14 protein-coding genes are annotated in these 14,668 nt (G+C 66.4%); 13 read left to right on the plus strand and 1 reads right to left on the minus strand.

The genetic code is table 11. The features are described 5' to 3' along the window. Positions 1 to 130: 130 nt before the first annotated feature. The gene (gspK, locus tag BLR94_RS11725; RefSeq protein ID WP_084304931.1) at positions 131 to 1,102 is read left to right on the plus strand and encodes a type II secretion system minor pseudopilin GspK; all 972 of its coding nucleotides are present in this window, start codon (positions 131 to 133) and stop codon (positions 1,100 to 1,102) included. A 220-nt stretch (positions 1,103 to 1,322) separates the two neighbouring features. Here gspK and BLR94_RS11730 read toward each other — a convergent pair whose 3' ends face one another. After that, positions 1,323 to 3,368, minus strand: a complete 2,046-nt coding sequence (locus BLR94_RS11730) for a PhoX family protein (RefSeq protein WP_084304932.1) — start codon at positions 3,366 to 3,368, stop codon at positions 1,323 to 1,325. Between the two features lie 251 nt (positions 3,369 to 3,619). On the opposite strand from BLR94_RS11730, the gene BLR94_RS11735 reads away from it, so the two are divergent. The 12 genes from BLR94_RS11735 to gspN all read left to right on the plus strand — a co-directional run bounded on the left by BLR94_RS11735 (position 3,620) and on the right by gspN (position 14,521). After that, positions 3,620 to 5,251 carry a bifunctional UDP-sugar hydrolase/5'-nucleotidase gene (locus tag BLR94_RS11735; protein WP_084304933.1) on the plus strand — a complete coding sequence of 544 codons (1,632 nt, stop codon included), beginning with the start codon at positions 3,620 to 3,622 and terminating at the stop codon, positions 5,249 to 5,251. Beyond that, the gene (locus BLR94_RS11740; RefSeq protein WP_084304934.1) at positions 5,248 to 5,673 is read left to right on the plus strand and encodes a pilus assembly protein PilZ; all 426 of its coding nucleotides are present in this window, start codon (positions 5,248 to 5,250) and stop codon (positions 5,671 to 5,673) included. Before BLR94_RS11735 ends, BLR94_RS11740 begins: the two co-directional genes overlap by 4 nt. Before the next feature lie 3 nt (positions 5,674 to 5,676). Further along, positions 5,677 to 7,626 (plus strand): type II secretion system secretin GspD, encoded by a 1,950-nt coding sequence (gene gspD, locus BLR94_RS11745; protein ID WP_084304935.1) that lies wholly within the window; start codon positions 5,677 to 5,679, stop codon positions 7,624 to 7,626. A 5-nt stretch (positions 7,627 to 7,631) separates the two neighbouring features. Beyond that, positions 7,632 to 9,080, plus strand: coding sequence for a GspE/PulE family protein (locus tag BLR94_RS11750; RefSeq protein WP_084304986.1), 1,449 nt, complete (start codon positions 7,632 to 7,634; stop codon positions 9,078 to 9,080). Positions 9,081 to 9,082: 2 nt separating this feature from the next. After that, positions 9,083 to 10,285, plus strand: coding sequence for a type II secretion system inner membrane protein GspF (gene gspF / locus BLR94_RS11755; protein WP_084304936.1), 1,203 nt, complete (start codon positions 9,083 to 9,085; stop codon positions 10,283 to 10,285). A 14-nt stretch (positions 10,286 to 10,299) separates the two neighbouring features. Continuing rightward, positions 10,300 to 10,734, plus strand: coding sequence for a type II secretion system major pseudopilin GspG (gspG, locus tag BLR94_RS11760; RefSeq protein WP_084304937.1), 435 nt, complete (start codon positions 10,300 to 10,302; stop codon positions 10,732 to 10,734). Between the two features lie 246 nt (positions 10,735 to 10,980). Continuing rightward, complete coding sequence (gene gspH / locus BLR94_RS11765; RefSeq protein WP_084304938.1) at positions 10,981 to 11,430, plus strand: type II secretion system minor pseudopilin GspH; 450 nt, start codon at positions 10,981 to 10,983, stop codon at positions 11,428 to 11,430. After that, positions 11,427 to 11,792: a type II secretion system protein gene (locus BLR94_RS11770; RefSeq protein ID WP_084304939.1), complete on the plus strand. Its 366-nt coding sequence runs from the start codon at positions 11,427 to 11,429 to the stop codon at positions 11,790 to 11,792. The genes gspH and BLR94_RS11770 overlap by 4 nt, the downstream gene beginning before the upstream one ends. After that, entirely contained in the window at positions 11,789 to 12,379 is a 591-nt protein-coding gene (locus BLR94_RS11775) for a prepilin-type N-terminal cleavage/methylation domain-containing protein (RefSeq protein WP_084304940.1), read from the plus strand. Before BLR94_RS11770 ends, BLR94_RS11775 begins: the two co-directional genes overlap by 4 nt. Further along, positions 12,376 to 13,482, plus strand: coding sequence for a GspL/Epsl periplasmic domain-containing protein (locus tag BLR94_RS11780; RefSeq protein WP_084304987.1), 1,107 nt, complete (start codon positions 12,376 to 12,378; stop codon positions 13,480 to 13,482). The genes BLR94_RS11775 and BLR94_RS11780 overlap by 4 nt, the downstream gene beginning before the upstream one ends. After that, positions 13,479 to 13,865, plus strand: coding sequence for a type II secretion system protein GspM (gspM, locus tag BLR94_RS11785; protein WP_084304941.1), 387 nt, complete (start codon positions 13,479 to 13,481; stop codon positions 13,863 to 13,865). The genes BLR94_RS11780 and gspM overlap by 4 nt, the downstream gene beginning before the upstream one ends. Then, a complete protein-coding gene (gspN, locus tag BLR94_RS11790; RefSeq protein ID WP_084304942.1) occupies positions 13,862 to 14,521 on the plus strand; it encodes a type II secretion system protein N in 660 nt (219 codons plus the stop codon). The genes gspM and gspN overlap by 4 nt, the downstream gene beginning before the upstream one ends. Positions 14,522 to 14,668: the final 147 nt, after the last annotated feature.

A 14,668-nucleotide genomic window follows, 5' to 3' on the forward strand; every position in this document is an offset into this window, starting at 1 on the left:
GAAATTGAAGGGCTAATCTGCCTGGGCTTTGTGACGCTACGGTGACGCGTCGATGACGAAAAGAGGCGGCTGCCACCTCTCTGCAACATTCAGCCTGTTGACTGTCGGCTCTTGGTTCGAGGGGTGAGCGATGGGCGGCAGGCAGCAGCGCGGCGCAGCGTTATTGATGGTGCTGGTGGCCTTGGCCATGCTCGCCGGTGGGCTGGCGTGGATGGTGCAGCAAGGACGACAGCAGGTCGATGCGGTGCGCCTGCAACAGCAGCGAATCCAGGCGCGAGCCATGGAGGTCGCCGGCCTGGCGTTCGCCGAACAGGCACTCAGGGATCCTGCCTGGCGGCAGAGCCCGCTGTTCTGGCAAGCCCTGCGTGGGCAGCCGTTGCGTTACGACTTCGCCGGCGGTGCGGCGACCCTGCGCATCCGTGATCTGCACAGCTGCTTCAACGTCAATGCGCTGGCCGGGCAGGAGGCCGAACGGGCCGAGCGCCAGTTGCAATACCTGCTTGGTGACGACCTGGCCGCCGAACAACTGGTGCATGCGCTGGCTGACTGGATCGACAGCGACGGCCAGAGCCGCCTGCACGGTGCCGAAAGCGACCAGTACCTGCGCCAGAGGCCGCCTCGGCTCGCTGCCGATCAGCCCATGGTGGACATGAGTGAACTGAACCTGCTGCTCACGCCGCAACCTGGTCGACAATTGCGTTATCCGCAACTCTGTGCGCTGCCGCAGACATCGGGTTGGCGCTTGAATGCCAATGCCCTGAGCCTGGAGCATTTGCCCCTGCTCGATGCGCTCTACGAGGGCGAGTTCGCCCGTTCGCTGCTGACCCGTATCATCACCGGCCGACCAGCCAACGGTTACCGCGATGTAGGCGCCTTGCGCGAGGCATTGGGCGCCGTGGACGACCCGACGTTCGAGCGCCTCAGTGAGGGCCTGCTGCTCAACAGCGGTGATTTCATGCTGCAGCTAGAGTTCGAGCAGGATGACCGGCTGATCAGCAGCCAGTTTCAGGTGCAGGCTCAGGGGGTGGTGCGCTGGCATGCGCAGGTGCCGGTGCAGCGGGTGCAGGTGATCAGCCGCGAACCCTTGCCGTTCGCTTTGTAGCGCAAGTCGCCTACTTGTGTAGGGCGCCCGCTTGCGGGCGATGCGATCATGCTCATCCAGCGGATGGGCATGCGGTCGCCATCAATCGCAGGCTACGCACAGGGTGCATTGGCAGCCGGTGTCGAGCGTGGGCATACACGGAAAGAGGGGCCTGGATGTCGCGGTGCTCGATCCAGGCGAAGAGATACGGCACGAGATGACCCCGTGCCGCGTGGGCGGGTCAGACGCCGATTTCGCCGCCGTCGTTGCGCTGGATCACCACCGTGGAGGCGCGTGGGCGGACGCTGGTGCCGGCTGGCGTTTCGTCCGTGGCGACGTCGGTGGATGGCCAGTTACCCGGGTGCTGGATGTTGACGAAGATGGTCTTGTTGTCCGGCGTGAAGGCGATGCCGGTCACTTCGCTGCCGTTGGGGCCAACGAAGAAGCGGCGCAGATCCACCTGATTCTGAGCGTTGACCGGGACCTGCTTGCCGCTGGCATCGACCAGGTTGCTGGGGATTACCGCCAGCATCTGGTCGTTGGTGTAGCTGGTCACACTCTCTTCGCCATTGTCGGTCTGGATCCAGAGAATCCCGCGGCTGTCGAAGCTCATGCCATCCGGGCTGGCGAACTGATTGAGTTCGGTCAGGCCGGAACGGTTGATATCGGGCGTGCCCGAGGCGTTGGCGCCGAACACGAAGATATCCCAGGCGAAGCTGAGCTGATCGTCACTGTCGTGCCAGCGGATCACGTGACCGTGGCGGTTCGGGCCGCGCGGGTTGGCGGCATCCACTTCGCTGGCGGAGCGGTTGCTGTTATTGGTCAGGGTCAGGTAGACGTCGCCATTGAGCGGGTTGACGGCGGTCCACTCCGGGCGATCCATCGGCGTTGCGCCGACGGCATCGGCCGCGCCCCGCGTGTTGAGAATGATCCCCGGCAGGTCGCTGAACTTGGCGCCCAGGGTGCTGCCATCGGTGGTGGGGGTAGCCGCTACCAGCGGGATCCACGCACCGGTGCCGTCGGCATCGAAACGGGCGACGTACAGGGTGCCGCTGTCCATGTACTTGGCGCCGGTGGCCAGGCGGTCGCTCGGGTTGGCATCGGCAGCGTCCCACACCGCGTCGGAGACGAACTTGTACAGGTATTCGCCCCGCGAGTCATCGCCACTGTAGAACACCACCGGCTTACCGACCACCGGCAGCGTCGGCCAGCAACCCTCGTGGCGGAAACGCCCGAGAGCCGTGCGTTTCACCGCGCGGCTGTTGGCGGTGTAGGGGTCGATCTCGACGATGTAGCCATAGGTGCTGGCCTCGTTGCGGTAGTCGTCGAGGGCGGTCGTGCCCACCGGGGTGATAGTGAAACGGGCGAATTCATCGTCGACCTCGCTGGCGTCGCCGGCTGCGGTTTCCCAGCGGTAGTTGCCACGGCGGGTGCTGACGCCGATGCGCTCCTGGTCGGCGGGCAGGGTACCGGTGTTGACGAAGATGCCTGGCCAGTTCTCCTCGCAGGTCAGGTAGGTGCCCCAGGGCGTGTAGCCATTGCCGCAGTTGTTGTTGGTGCCGCGGGTCTGGGTACCGTCGATGGAGAACTTGGTCTTGACGTGGTCGGTGCCACGCAACGGGCCAGCGATATCCATCAGCGTGGCGGTGGTGTAGCGGCGGTTGAGCGGGTCGTTGTCGACCACCTGCCAGCGGCCATTGACCTTGCGGATACGTACCACCCCGGCGCCGTGGGCGTTGATTTCCTTGCGCACCTCATCGACCGGGCGCTTGCCGTTGGCGTCCAGGGTCGGGCCATCAGGGTGCAGGGCGTTGGCATCGATGTACTCATAGTTCACGGCCAGCAGGCCGTCATCCGAGCTGCCATTGATGGGGAAGAAATGCATGCCGTCGTGATGCATGCCGGCCGAGTTGGCTTGTTCCTCGGGGGTATTGCTGCCGTCGGCCTGCCAAGTGCCACCGGCGCTGTTGAACGGCGTTCCCCAGGGGGCCAGCACGTAGGCGCTGTAACCGGCAGCTACCACGCAGGCATCGGTACGCGAGCCGGCAATCGACTGGAAGCCGAGAGCCAGTTTCGGCTCGGCGGGTGGCTCGGTGGAGGGGCCGTCGTCGCTGGAACCGTCGCTGTCGAAACAGCCGGTGAGGCCGGTGCCGGCGATCATGGCGATCGCGGCGCCCAGGCCACCGCGCATCACGCTACGGCGGCTCAGGTAGGCATCCAGAACCGATGCCATCGGCAGGTTGCCACTGGGGTTGCGGTCCAGGTTATCGCCGGTATCTCGACTCATCAGGTCATGTCCTTTTTCTGTTGAAGCGGCTTGAGGAAACCGGGACTTTAGAGACCGAATGTGATGATTTTCTGGCAGTTCTGTTAACGGCTATTGAAAGCTTTGTGACGCTACCTTTCTGATTTATCTGATTTATCTGATTTTTTTGATTGAATACCGAGGTGTGGCTGTCGAATAACCGCCATTAAACTGTCACATAAGCTGCCCAGTATCCCGCCCCGACAATGCATAAAGATGAGGCGAGCGGGGCGATGACAGACATCGGCAGACGTGAAGTGATGAGCTGGATGGGCATCGGTGCAATGGCCCCGATGCTCAGCGCCTGCTCGGGCTTCGCAAGCCCGCGGCAGGATGGGCAATCCGAACTGCAATTGCTGTATTTCGCCGATACCCTGGATGCCCGCCAGCCGGGTCAACCGGTGGTGCCGGCCACTCGACTGGGGCCGGTTTCCCACCTCGGGCGAGCGCCCTGGCTCAGTGGCAGCAATGCCCACCAGGCCCGTAGCGAACTCAATCCGCTGCTCGATGCGCGCCTGGCCGAAGGCGTCAGTACTGGTGGTTATGCCGTACTGGGTGCGTTGCTGGAAGAGCTGCGCCAGCGCCATGGCGCCGAGCGCTGCCTGACCCTGGAGAATGGCCAGGGCTGGAACGGCAGTGGGCTGGCCTATCTGACCCAGGGAGAGAGTGGCGCGCAGGGTAGCCAGCTGCTGGGCAGCGAGGTGCGGGTCAGCAGCGATGAGCGCGTACTGTGGCCACAACGCTGTGCCGGCCTTTATCGGCATTTCGCTCGGCCCGTCGTCGGTGCCGGCCTTGCAGACGCCCAGGCGCTGGGTAGCGAACCTTTCACCCTCATCCGGCGCGCCGGGGTGCGGATCGCGGTAGTGGGGATTACCGACCCTTATGCCGGGGATCAGAACGCCACACTGAGACAGTGGTACCAATCGCTGCTGCCAGCCTTCAAGGAGGCACGTGCCCAGGCCGATCTGGTCATCGCCCTGGCCGATGTGGGGACCGGTCCCGGCCTGTGGCTGGCCGAACGCCTGAGCGATGCCGATCTGCTGTTGTGTGCCCGTGGTCAGGACTTCTGGCCGGCGCCGATCGAGGTGCTGCAGAGCAGCGGCAGACGGGTGCCGGTGGTACTGGGCGGCTGCCGGGCCAGCGGTGCCTTTCATATCGGTTGCCAGCGGCAGGCGGGACAATGGACCTTCGTCGCGCGCTTTCATCCGGCGTTCGAACATCTGCTGTCCCCGGCAGGCCAGGCGCATGCGGCGCGCTTGCGGACGCAGCTGCAGGGCCAGCGAGCGCCTCACGCCGCCTGGCTCGATCAGCCACTGGCCAAGGCGCCGCAGGCGCTTTGGCGTCGCGATACGCGGGGCGGCAGCTGGGACCGCCTGCTGCATCAGGCGCTGTCCGATGACGGCCAGATGCAGGTGCTGCTGCCTGGCCTGCGTTACGACAGCCCGGTAGCCGCTGGCCAGGCGATTACCCGAGAACACCTGATCAGCCTGACGGGCGGCTATCCGGCCCCCGTCGTGGAGGCGCCGGTAAAGCCTCTCGAAGGCGTGCTGGAAAACGCAGCCGATCAACTGTTCGGTGATCCCCTGTTACTCGACAACAGCCAGGATCTGCCGCGCTGGCAGGGGCAGGCCTGGCAGGTCAACTACAGCCCGACCGGCAAGCGGGTTTCCGGTCTGGCTCCACTCGACGGCCTGTGCCGCAGCGTGTCACTGACCGATGACGCCAGCCCAGGCGAACCCCTCTGGCAGCGTGTGGAGGCCTGGCTGGCCAGGCAGCCAGGCGACTGGCAGCTACCTGCTCTGCATCTGCCCAGCGTGCGCTACGTGCAGGGCCATCCCGGCTGGCATCCCAGAGGCGTCAGTTGATCAGCGCACAGCGACTGTGGAGCGGCCTGTGGCTGACCCTCGGCGCCTGGCTGGCGGCGCAGTGCGTATTGCAGCTCAGCCGTGAACCGCAACCGGCCCGTGCCGCTGCCGTCGATGTGGCAGCGCCCCCTGGCCTGCTGGTGGGCCACTGGCAACTGAATGCCGACGGCGGCGCACTGCCGCTGACCCGTCTGCCGGTGCAGTACCTGGGCGGGCTGCGTGCGGTGCCGCTGAGCGCCACCGTGGTGGTGCTGCGCTACGGCCAGCAGGTGCGCAGCGTCAGCCGTGGGCAACGCCTGGCACCCGGCATCGTGCTGCAGGACATAGACGAAACCGGGCTGATTTTCGATAACCAGGGGCGGCGCGAGCGCCTGCCCTGGCCGCCACGGCCTGCCGTGACCGGCTTCAAGCGGCAAGGATAAGAGATGATCGTTCGCTACTGCCTGGCCGCTCTGCTGGCCCTGGGATCGACCCAGACTCTGGCTGAAGGGCTGGACCTGCCGGTCGCCGAGTCGCCGCTGTACGAGGTGAATTTCGTCGACACCGAACTCGGCGAGTTCATCGACAGCGTGTCGCAGATCACCGGCACGACCTTTATCGTCGACCCGCGGGTCAAGGGCAAGGTCACCGTGCGCACGGTCGAGCGCCATGACAGCGAAGCGATCTACGACATCTTTCTCGCGCAACTGCGTGCCCAGGGTTTTGCCGCGGTCAATCTGCCCAACGGCAGCGTGAAGATTCTCCCCGATCAGGCGGCGCGCCTGGAACCGGTGCCCGTGGACCCCAGCGGCGCACAGCAGGCCGGCGGCGACGGTATCGCCACCCGGGTATTCAGCGTACGCAACGCCGCCAGCGAACAACTGCTCGGCATCCTCAAGCCGCTGATCGACCCACGGGTGGGCGTCATCACGCCGTATCCCGCCGCCAACCTGCTGGTGGTCACCGATTGGCGCAGCAATCTGGAACGTATCGATCGCCTGCTGGCCGAGCTCGATCAGGTCAGTGACGAGCCGTTGCAGGTGATGCCCCTGCAGCATGCCAGCGCTGCCGACACCAGTGTGCTGATCACTCGCCTGCTGGCCAGCGAGAAGGGCGGCGACAGCGCCCAGGTGATCGCCGATCCGCGCAGCAACGCCTTGCTGGTACGTGGCAGTGCGGCCAGCCGTGAGCGGGTGCGTGCCCTGCTGACACAACTGGATCGGCCGGGTGGCGAGCTGCGCAGCTCCAATACCCAGGTGATCTACCTGCGCCATGCCAACGCCGCTGAGGTGGTGAAGGTGTTGCGCGGTCTCAGTCAGGAGGCCCCCCAGGTCCCCGGCGAGGGCACGGAGGGCGTCCAGGCTGCGCGCCTGCCGATCAGTGATTCGGGTGTGCGCCTGGAGTACGAGGAGGGCAGCAACGCAGTGGTGATGGTCGGCCCGGACAGCGAGCTGGCAGCCTACCGCTCCATCGTCGAACAACTGGACATCCGCCGTGCCCAGGTGGTGGTCGAGGCGATCATCGCCGAGGTCTCCGATTCCCGTGCCGAAGAGCTGGGCGTGCAGTGGCTGTTCGCCGACGAGAAACTTGGCGCCGGGGTGGTCAACTTCAGCGCGGGCGGCGCGAACATCGCGGGTATCGCCGGTGCGGCGGCCAGTGGCGACAACGCCGCCCTCGGTGAGCTGCTTTCCGGTGTCAACGGCGCGACCGCCGGCATCGGCCATTTCGGTGGCGGGTTCAATTTCGCCGTGCTGCTCAATGCGCTGAAGAGCAAGAGCGGCTTCAACCTGCTGTCCACGCCGACCCTGCTGACCCTGGACAACGCCGAGGCGTCGATTCTGGTTGGCCAGGAAGTGCCTTTCGTCACTGGCTCGGTGACCCAGAACAACAGCAACCCGTACCAGACCATCGAGCGCCGTGAAGTCGGTGTGAAGCTGCGCATCAAGCCGCAGATCAATATCGACAACAGCGTGCGCCTGGATATCGTTCAGGAAGTGTCGTCGATCGCCGACTACGCCTCGGCCAGCGATGTGATCACCAACAAGCGCGAGATCAAGACCAAGGTGATGGTCGAGGACAACGGCCTGATCATCCTCGGCGGGCTGATCAGCGACGAAATCAGCAATACGGATCAGAAGGTGCCGCTGCTCGGTGACATTCCCGGGCTCGGCCGGCTGTTTCGTTCCTCCGGCAAGAGCGGCGTCAAACAGAACCTGATGGTCTTCATTCGTCCGCGCATCCTGCGTGACGGGCCGAGCATCGCCGGTTTCAGTGCCGAGAAATACCAGAATCTGCAGCGCGAGACGGCGCTCAAACTACCCGCGCTGGACGGCGATGCCCGGCTGCAGCAGCTCTTCCCGGCAAGCCGCGCACGCCTCGATGGGGGCGCCTGGTAATGAGCCTGTTGCCCTATCGCCTGGCCCGTCAGGCCGGCCTGGCCTGGGTGCCCAGCGAGGGTAGCTGGAGCCTGTGGCTGTGCGATGACGCCGACAGCGACCAGTTGCAGGAATTGCTGCGTGTCGAGGGTGCGCCCGGCGCGGTGTGTCGCTTGCCGCGGGCCGAGTTCGAGCAACGCCTGGGCCAGCTGTACCAGGCCGGCGAGGGGGCGAATGCGGCGCTGATCGAGGGCATTGGCGAACAGGTCGATCTCGCCAGCCTGATAGACGACATGCCGCGCATCGAGGATCTACTGGAGAGCGACGACGAGGCGCCGGTGATCCGCCTGATCAATGGTCTGTTCGCCCAGGCGCTGCAGTTGCAGGCTTCGGATATCCATATCGAGACCTTCGAGCAGAGCCTGGTGGTACGCCTGCGCATCGACGGTCACCTGCGCGAGGTGCTGCGCCCGCCACGGGCGCTGTCGGCCATGCTGGTGTCGCGGATCAAGGTCATGGCACGCCTGGACATCGCCGAAAAACGCCAGCCCCAGGACGGCCGCATCACCCTGCGGGCCGCCGGCCGCGAGGTCGACGTGCGGGTTTCCACGCTGCCGGGCATTCATGGCGAGCGGGTGGTGATGCGCGTGCTCGACAAGCAGGCCAGCCTGCTGGCGCTGCCCAATCTTGGTATGCCGCCAGCCGTGGAGCAGGGACTGCGTGCCTGCCTGGGCCGCCCCAATGGCATCGTGCTGAGCACCGGGCCAACTGGCTCGGGCAAGACCACCACGCTGTACGCCAGCCTCAACAGCCTGAATGACGGCAGCCGCAACATTCTCACCGTCGAAGACCCGGTGGAATACGCCATCACCGGTATCGGCCAGACCGCCATCAACCCGCGTGCCGGGCTGACCTTCGCCAGTGGCTTGCGGGCGATCCTGCGCCAGGACCCGGACGTGATCATGCTTGGCGAAATCCGTGATCGGGAAACCGCGCAGATTGCCGTGCAGGCCAGTCTCACCGGGCATCTGGTGTTGTCGACCCTGCATACCAACAGTGCAGTGGGTGCCGTGACGCGGCTGCGCGACATGGGCATCGAGCCCTTCCTGATCGCTTCCTGCCTGCGTGGCGTGCTCGCCCAGCGCCTGGTGCGTCGCCTGTGCGGCTGTGCCGAACGTCGACCCCTGCAGGCCGCCGAACGGCAGTTGATGCCGGAGCTGGTCGGCCTCGAATACAGCTTTCATCCGGTCGGCTGCGAAGAGTGCCAGGGTTGCGGTTATCAGGGCCGCCTGGGGCTCTACGAATTCATCGAGCTGGATGCCGGGCTGATCGCGCTGCTGTACAGCGGCGCCAGCGAGGTGAGCATGCAGGCCTACCTCGAGGATCGTCGGCAGAGCCTGTCGGCCATGGCCTGCGACTGCCTGGCACGCGGCGACACCAGCCTCGCCGAAGTGCTGCGTGCGGTGCAGGGCTGAGTATGCCGACCTATCGCTATCAGGCCGTCGACCTGGCCGGCAAACCGCACAAGGCCAGTCTGCAGGCGGACAGCGAGCGCCACGCCCGGCAGTTGCTGCGCGAGAGCGGCTTGTTCGCCCGCGAGTTGCATCGTCACGACCCGCAAAGCCGGCAGCCGCGCCGCCAGCGGGTCAGCCGTGCGCAACTGTGCGAGCTGACCCGGCAACTGGCGACCCTCACCGGCGCAGGCATTGCGCTGGTCGACGCACTGGGTACTCTGGAGCGGCAGCTGGTCCAGCCAGCGCTGCGCAGCCTGCTGGTGGCGGTGCGCGGCTCCCTCGCCGAGGGCGTTGGCCTGGCCCGCAGCCTGGCGCGTCAGGGCGGGGTGTTCTCGACGCTGTATTGCGCGCTGGTCGAGGCGGGCGAGCGCTCCGGTCGCCTGGCCCAGGTGCTCGAACGCCTGGCCGAGCACCTGGAACAGGTCCAGCGGCAACAGCACAAGGCCCGTACCGCGCTGATCTATCCGGCCGTGCTGATGGGCGTTTCCCTGGCCGTGGTGATCGGCCTGATGACCTTCGTGGTGCCCAAGCTCACCGAACAGTTCGCCCATGCCGGGCAGAGCCTGCCGTGGATCACCACGTTGCTGATCGGCATCAGCAATACGCTGGTGCTGCTCGGCCCCTGGCTGCTGGGCGCGGCACTGCTGGCGGCGTTGGTCGGCAAGCTGCTGCTGCGCAAGCCGCACTGGTGCCTGCGTCGCGATGATCTGCTGCTGCGTTTGCCCCAGGTCGGCGTGCTCCTGCAGGTGCTGGAGAGCGCCCGGCTGTCGCGCAGCCTGGCGATCCTCGCCGGCAGTGGCGTGCCCTTGCTCGAAGCCCTGCAAGTGGCGACCGCCACGGTCAACAACCGGCGCATCCGCCTGGCCCTGGAGCGGGTCGGCAGCGAGGTGAAGGGCGGCGTCAGCCTGCACCGCGCCCTGGAGGCCAGCGGCCATTTTCCACCGTTGCTGCTGAACATGGTCGCCAGTGGCGAAGCCAGCGGCACCCTGCCGGACATGCTCGAACGCGTGGCGGACAACCAGGAGCGTGGCTTCGCCCGCCAGGTGGACACCGCCATGGCGCTATTCGAACCCCTGATGATTCTGCTGATGGGCGGCGTGGTGCTGTTCATCGTAATGGCCGTGCTGCTGCCGATCATGCAGCTCAATCAGGGCCTGACACTTTGAAAAGGAGAGCCATCATGCGCAGCAATCGTTTCACTCAACGGGGCTTCACCCTGATGGAAATCATGGTGGTGATCTTCATCATGGGGCTGTTGATCGCCGTGGTTGCGCCCAGCGTGCTGGGTAGCCAGGACAAGGCCATGAAGCAGAAGGTGATGGCCGACCTGTCGACCTTCGAACAGGCCCTGGACATGTACCGCCTCGACAACCTGCGCTTCCCCAGTAACGAGCAGGGGCTGTCGGCCCTGGTGATCAAACCCACCGTCGAGCCGCTGCCGCGCGCCTGGCGCGCCGATGGTTACATCCGCCGCTTGCCGCAGGACCCGTGGGGCAACGCCTACCAGTACCGTAGCCCAGGCGAGCATGGTCGGGTCGATGTCTATTCGTTGGGCGCCGATGGCATCGCGGGCGGCGAGGGCATCGATGCCGACCTGGGCAACTGGGCGCTTTGAGACGTTGCCATGAACCGGAATGACAGCGGGGTGGAAGGCCCTTACGCAGGATCGACAACGCCGTTTTTGTCCACCGTTGCCATCGTGAGCGGTGGACGGGTGAAGCGTCGTCCACCCTACGTGGTTGCTGCCATTGTGGATGAACCGGTACGTAGGGTGGACAACGCTCCTTTTGTCCACCATTGCGATCGTGAGCGGTGGACGGGTAAAGCGTCGTCCACCCTGCATGGCCGGGAGCTCTGGTAGGTGTCCAGGCAGCGCGGTTTCAGCCTGCTGGAGCTGCTGGTCGTGCTGTTCATCGCCGGCTTGCTGACCAGCCTCAGCGTGGCCTGGCTCGACAGCGGTCAGGCGCCGGCGCAGCAGGCGCTGGAACGCCTTGCCGCGGCCAGCCGCGCCCAGGCCGCAGTCGCGCTGCACGCCGGGCAGATTCATGGCCTGCGCTGGAATGGCCAGCGCCCGGAGTTCGTGCGCCAGGTACGCGACAACGATCAACTGCGCTGGCAGATCGAGGCGGTCGCGCTGGGGGAGTGGCCGGCAATGTTGCGACCTGACTGGCCGGCTGCCGGTGAGCCGCGTCTGGTCTTCACGCCAAACGGGGTCGGTCGTGCGCAGGCACTGCGCTGGCATTGGCCCGATGGAGGCGAACGGTGGCAGTGGGACAGCGCCGGTCGTTTGCAGCGGACGTCCGCGCCATGACGCGCCAACGGGGTTTCACCCTGCTCGAAGTGACGGTCGCCCTGGGTATCGCCGCCATGCTGGCGGTCATGACCAGCCAGGTGCTGCGCCAGCGCCTGGCCGTGCAGCAAAGCGTTCAGCAGCATCAACTCGGCGCGCTGTGTGCCCGCGAGCTGGAGGCACGCTTCGCGGTCGAGCAGCTCTGGCCTGCGCAGAACGGCCTCGCTGGTGTTCTCGCCCAGGGCCATGAGAACTGTCACTGGCAACTGCAGATGCAGGGCACCGGTGTACGGGACCTGCGGCGTGCCGAGCTGAGCCTGTTCGCCGATGGCGATCGCCGCGAGTCGCTGGGCTCGTACCAGCTGTTTCTGGTGCGCCCGTGAGGGGCGGGCAGCGCGGCTTGACCCTGGTGGAACTGCTGGTCGCCCTGGCACTGACGGCCTTGCTCGGCGTGCTGCTGGCCGCCCTGGTCAATGGCTGGATCAACGTTCGCGAACGCCTTTCGCAGGGCTCTGCGGGGATGCCGGTGCTGGATTTCTGCCTGGCGCTGGAGCGTCGTTTCGATAGCACCGTGCTGCGTCAACTGCATGAGCGGCGGTTACCGCTGGCCTTGAACTGGCTGGACTGGCGGCCGGACGAGCTGCAACTGCAATGGGTGGCGCTGGGTGCCTGGCCGAGCGCCGAAGGCGGTGCCCGTCTGCAGCGTCAGCGTCTCGATTACGACCGCCGCAGCCAGCGTCTGCTGCTGCACACCTCCAGCGATCTGTACGCCGCAGCCGCACCGGTCTGGGCACTGCGCGAGCAGCTGGATCGAGTGGAATCGGTGAGTTTTACCTTTCGTCAGGACAGCCGCTGGCTGGCCTGGCCATCGACGGACAGGTTGCGACCCGACAGGGGCGTGCGCCTGACTTTTCAGCGGGATGGAGCACCCTATGTCTGTACGTTCGCCCTGCCGTGGGGCCGTTCATGAAGCCTGAGCGTTGGCGCCGCCGCGCGGCACGGCCCTGGCTGTTGTTGCGCCCGGGCGCGGATGCCCAGGCCTGGCAATGGGCGCGGGTAGAGCAGGGGCGCGTGCAGGCGTCAGGTTGTGGTGCGCCGCCGACGATCACGGGCGCACGGGTGGCGTTGCTGCTGCCGGGTGAGCTGTGCAGCCACTTTCAGGTGCCCGCGCCGCCTGGGCTGAAGCGTCACGAGTGGCCGTTGTTGCTCGAGGATCGCCTGCTGCAGAGTGCCCAGGATCTGGCCTGTGGCTGCCTGGCCCGCGAGCCCGGCTCCATGCGCCTGGTCTGCGTCGAACAGGCGCTGTTGGATGGCTGGCTGGCCCAGTGCGCCGAGTGGCAACTCGATGTGCAGCGTTGCTGGGCGCAGTTCCAGCTATTACCGTTGCCGGCTCCAGGCTCGGCATGGTGCTGGCGACAGGACGCGGGCGCGAGCCTGTTCGTCGGTCGCAGTGCCGAGGCACGCCAGCACTGGCTGGCCTGGCCTGTCGCGCTTCAGGCGGCAACGCCTGCCGGTGTTTGGCGCGAGCTCGAGATGCATACGGTCGAGGGCGATTGGCCCGAGCGCTTCGCCGCGCTGGATGGCCTGCCCAGCCTGTTCGAACGGCGCCGGGGCAAACGCCAGATCCGCCAGATGAGCCCTGGCCTCTGGCGCCTGCCGGCTGCCTGCCTGGCCCTGGCCGTGCTCTGGGGGGGGCTGTGGTCCAGCCAGCAGTGGCGGCAGCAGGGTGTCTATCGCGCCCAGGTGGAAGAGCTGGTCGGGCCGGTCGCGTCCGTGCGCGAGGCTGCGCAGCGGCTGAAGCAGCGGCGCCTGGAGGCGGACGAGCGACAGCTTCGCTTGCGGCAACTGCAACACCTGCAGAGCGAACTCGATGGTTGGCTGCGCGCCAACGGGGGGTGGCAACTGAGCGCTGCCCAGTTCGATGGTCAGCGCTGGACGCTGCGTCTGCAGGGGCATGAGGTCGTCGACGATGCACCCTGGCAAGCGATGGCCAGCGCCATCGGCGTGACAGTGCAGGTGACCCAGGCAAGCGACGAACTCAACCTGACCTTCGACCTGGGAGCCGCATCATGAGGCTGAATCTCGAAGCCCGCGGCGTACGAATACTGGCGGTGGCGATCATCGCCGTATTGCTGGGACTGCTGGCCTGGCGTGAAAGCCAGCAGCGCTGGCAGACGTTTGGCCAATGGCAGGCGCTGGCCCAGTCGGCCCTGGCCCTGCGAGCCGCCAGGGCACTGACCGCCGATGACCTGCAGCAGGCTGCCAAGGCCCGTGAAATCAGCATCGAAACGCTGGAGCCTGGCAGTGAAGAGTGGCTGGTGCGCGGGCGGTTGAAGGATGAGCGCGTGCTACAGGACTGGCTCCAGCAGTTGCAGCGAGAGGGCGCACGACCGTTGCGCTGGGGGCTGCGGCGTGACGACTCGGCGCTGCACTTCGAACTGGCGCTGCAGCGATGACGCGGCGCGCTTGGCTGTGGGGGCTGCTGGTCTTCGCCCTGACGCTGCTGGTCGAGTTGCCCGCCCGCTGGCTGTTGGCGCCGCTGCCCGTGCCGCTGGCAGGCATCAGCGGCAGTATCTGGCAGGGGCAGGCCGAGCGCCTGGGCGATCTCGGCCCGTTGCGCTGGGATTGGCAACCCTGGCGGCTGATGGCGCAAGGGAGTGCCGGTTATCAGGGGCAGCGCTGGCAGTTGCAGGTTTCCGGCTGGCCCTGGCGCTGGCATGCCTCGTTGCAACCCGCCAGCGATCCCCACACCCTGGCCACCGGTTATCGCCTGGCGGGACAGTGGCAGGGCATGATCGAACTGACGGGCAGCGGCGCACGCTGCCTGTCGGCCGACGGGCATTTACAGGCCGATGGGCTGGCGCTGCTGGCGCCCTGGCAACTGGACCTGGGGCAGGCGCGCCTGGCGCTCGATTGCCGCGCTGGCTGGAAGCTGGCCGGGCAGTTGAGCCTGGCTGGGCAGCATCATGCCGAGTTGGCGGCCGATCTGCTCGCCAGGCAGGCCAGGTTGACGGGGCGAGTCGAGCCTGGCGCGGCACTGCGCCCGGTGCTGGTCAGTGCGCAATGGCTGGCGCCGGGCGTCACCGAGGTGGCGCGCAGTATCCGTTGGTAAGCGCCTCGCCCAAGAGCCTTTTCAACGTCTCGCGAGCTAGAGCCATGCAAGGCAAAAACAGGCGAGGACGCGGAGTTTACGCGTTGTAAATGAGCAGTCCGAGCCTGTTTTTTACGCAGCAGGGCCGACGCGCAGCAGACTTTGGAT

This window comes from Phytopseudomonas flavescens (assembly GCF_900100535.1).
Taxonomy (GTDB): domain Bacteria; phylum Pseudomonadota; class Gammaproteobacteria; order Pseudomonadales; family Pseudomonadaceae; genus Aquipseudomonas; species Aquipseudomonas flavescens.

Coding starts and splice junctions, on each gene's coding strand:
- gspK (WP_084304931.1), top strand. CDS start 131: ATGGGCGGCAGGCAGCAGCGCGGCGCAGCGTTATTGATGGTGCTGGTG.
- BLR94_RS11730 (WP_084304932.1), bottom strand. CDS start 3,368: ATGAGTCGAGATACCGGCGATAACCTGGACCGCAACCCCAGTGGCAAC.
- BLR94_RS11735 (WP_084304933.1), top strand. CDS start 3,620: ATGACAGACATCGGCAGACGTGAAGTGATGAGCTGGATGGGCATCGGT.
- gspD (WP_084304935.1), top strand. CDS start 5,677: ATGATCGTTCGCTACTGCCTGGCCGCTCTGCTGGCCCTGGGATCGACC.
- gspF (WP_084304936.1), top strand. CDS start 9,083: ATGCCGACCTATCGCTATCAGGCCGTCGACCTGGCCGGCAAACCGCAC.
- gspG (WP_084304937.1), top strand. CDS start 10,300: ATGCGCAGCAATCGTTTCACTCAACGGGGCTTCACCCTGATGGAAATC.
- BLR94_RS11770 (WP_084304939.1), top strand. CDS start 11,427: ATGACGCGCCAACGGGGTTTCACCCTGCTCGAAGTGACGGTCGCCCTG.
- BLR94_RS11780 (WP_084304987.1), top strand. CDS start 12,376: ATGAAGCCTGAGCGTTGGCGCCGCCGCGCGGCACGGCCCTGGCTGTTG.
- gspM (WP_084304941.1), top strand. CDS start 13,479: ATGAGGCTGAATCTCGAAGCCCGCGGCGTACGAATACTGGCGGTGGCG.
- gspN (WP_084304942.1), top strand. CDS start 13,862: ATGACGCGGCGCGCTTGGCTGTGGGGGCTGCTGGTCTTCGCCCTGACG.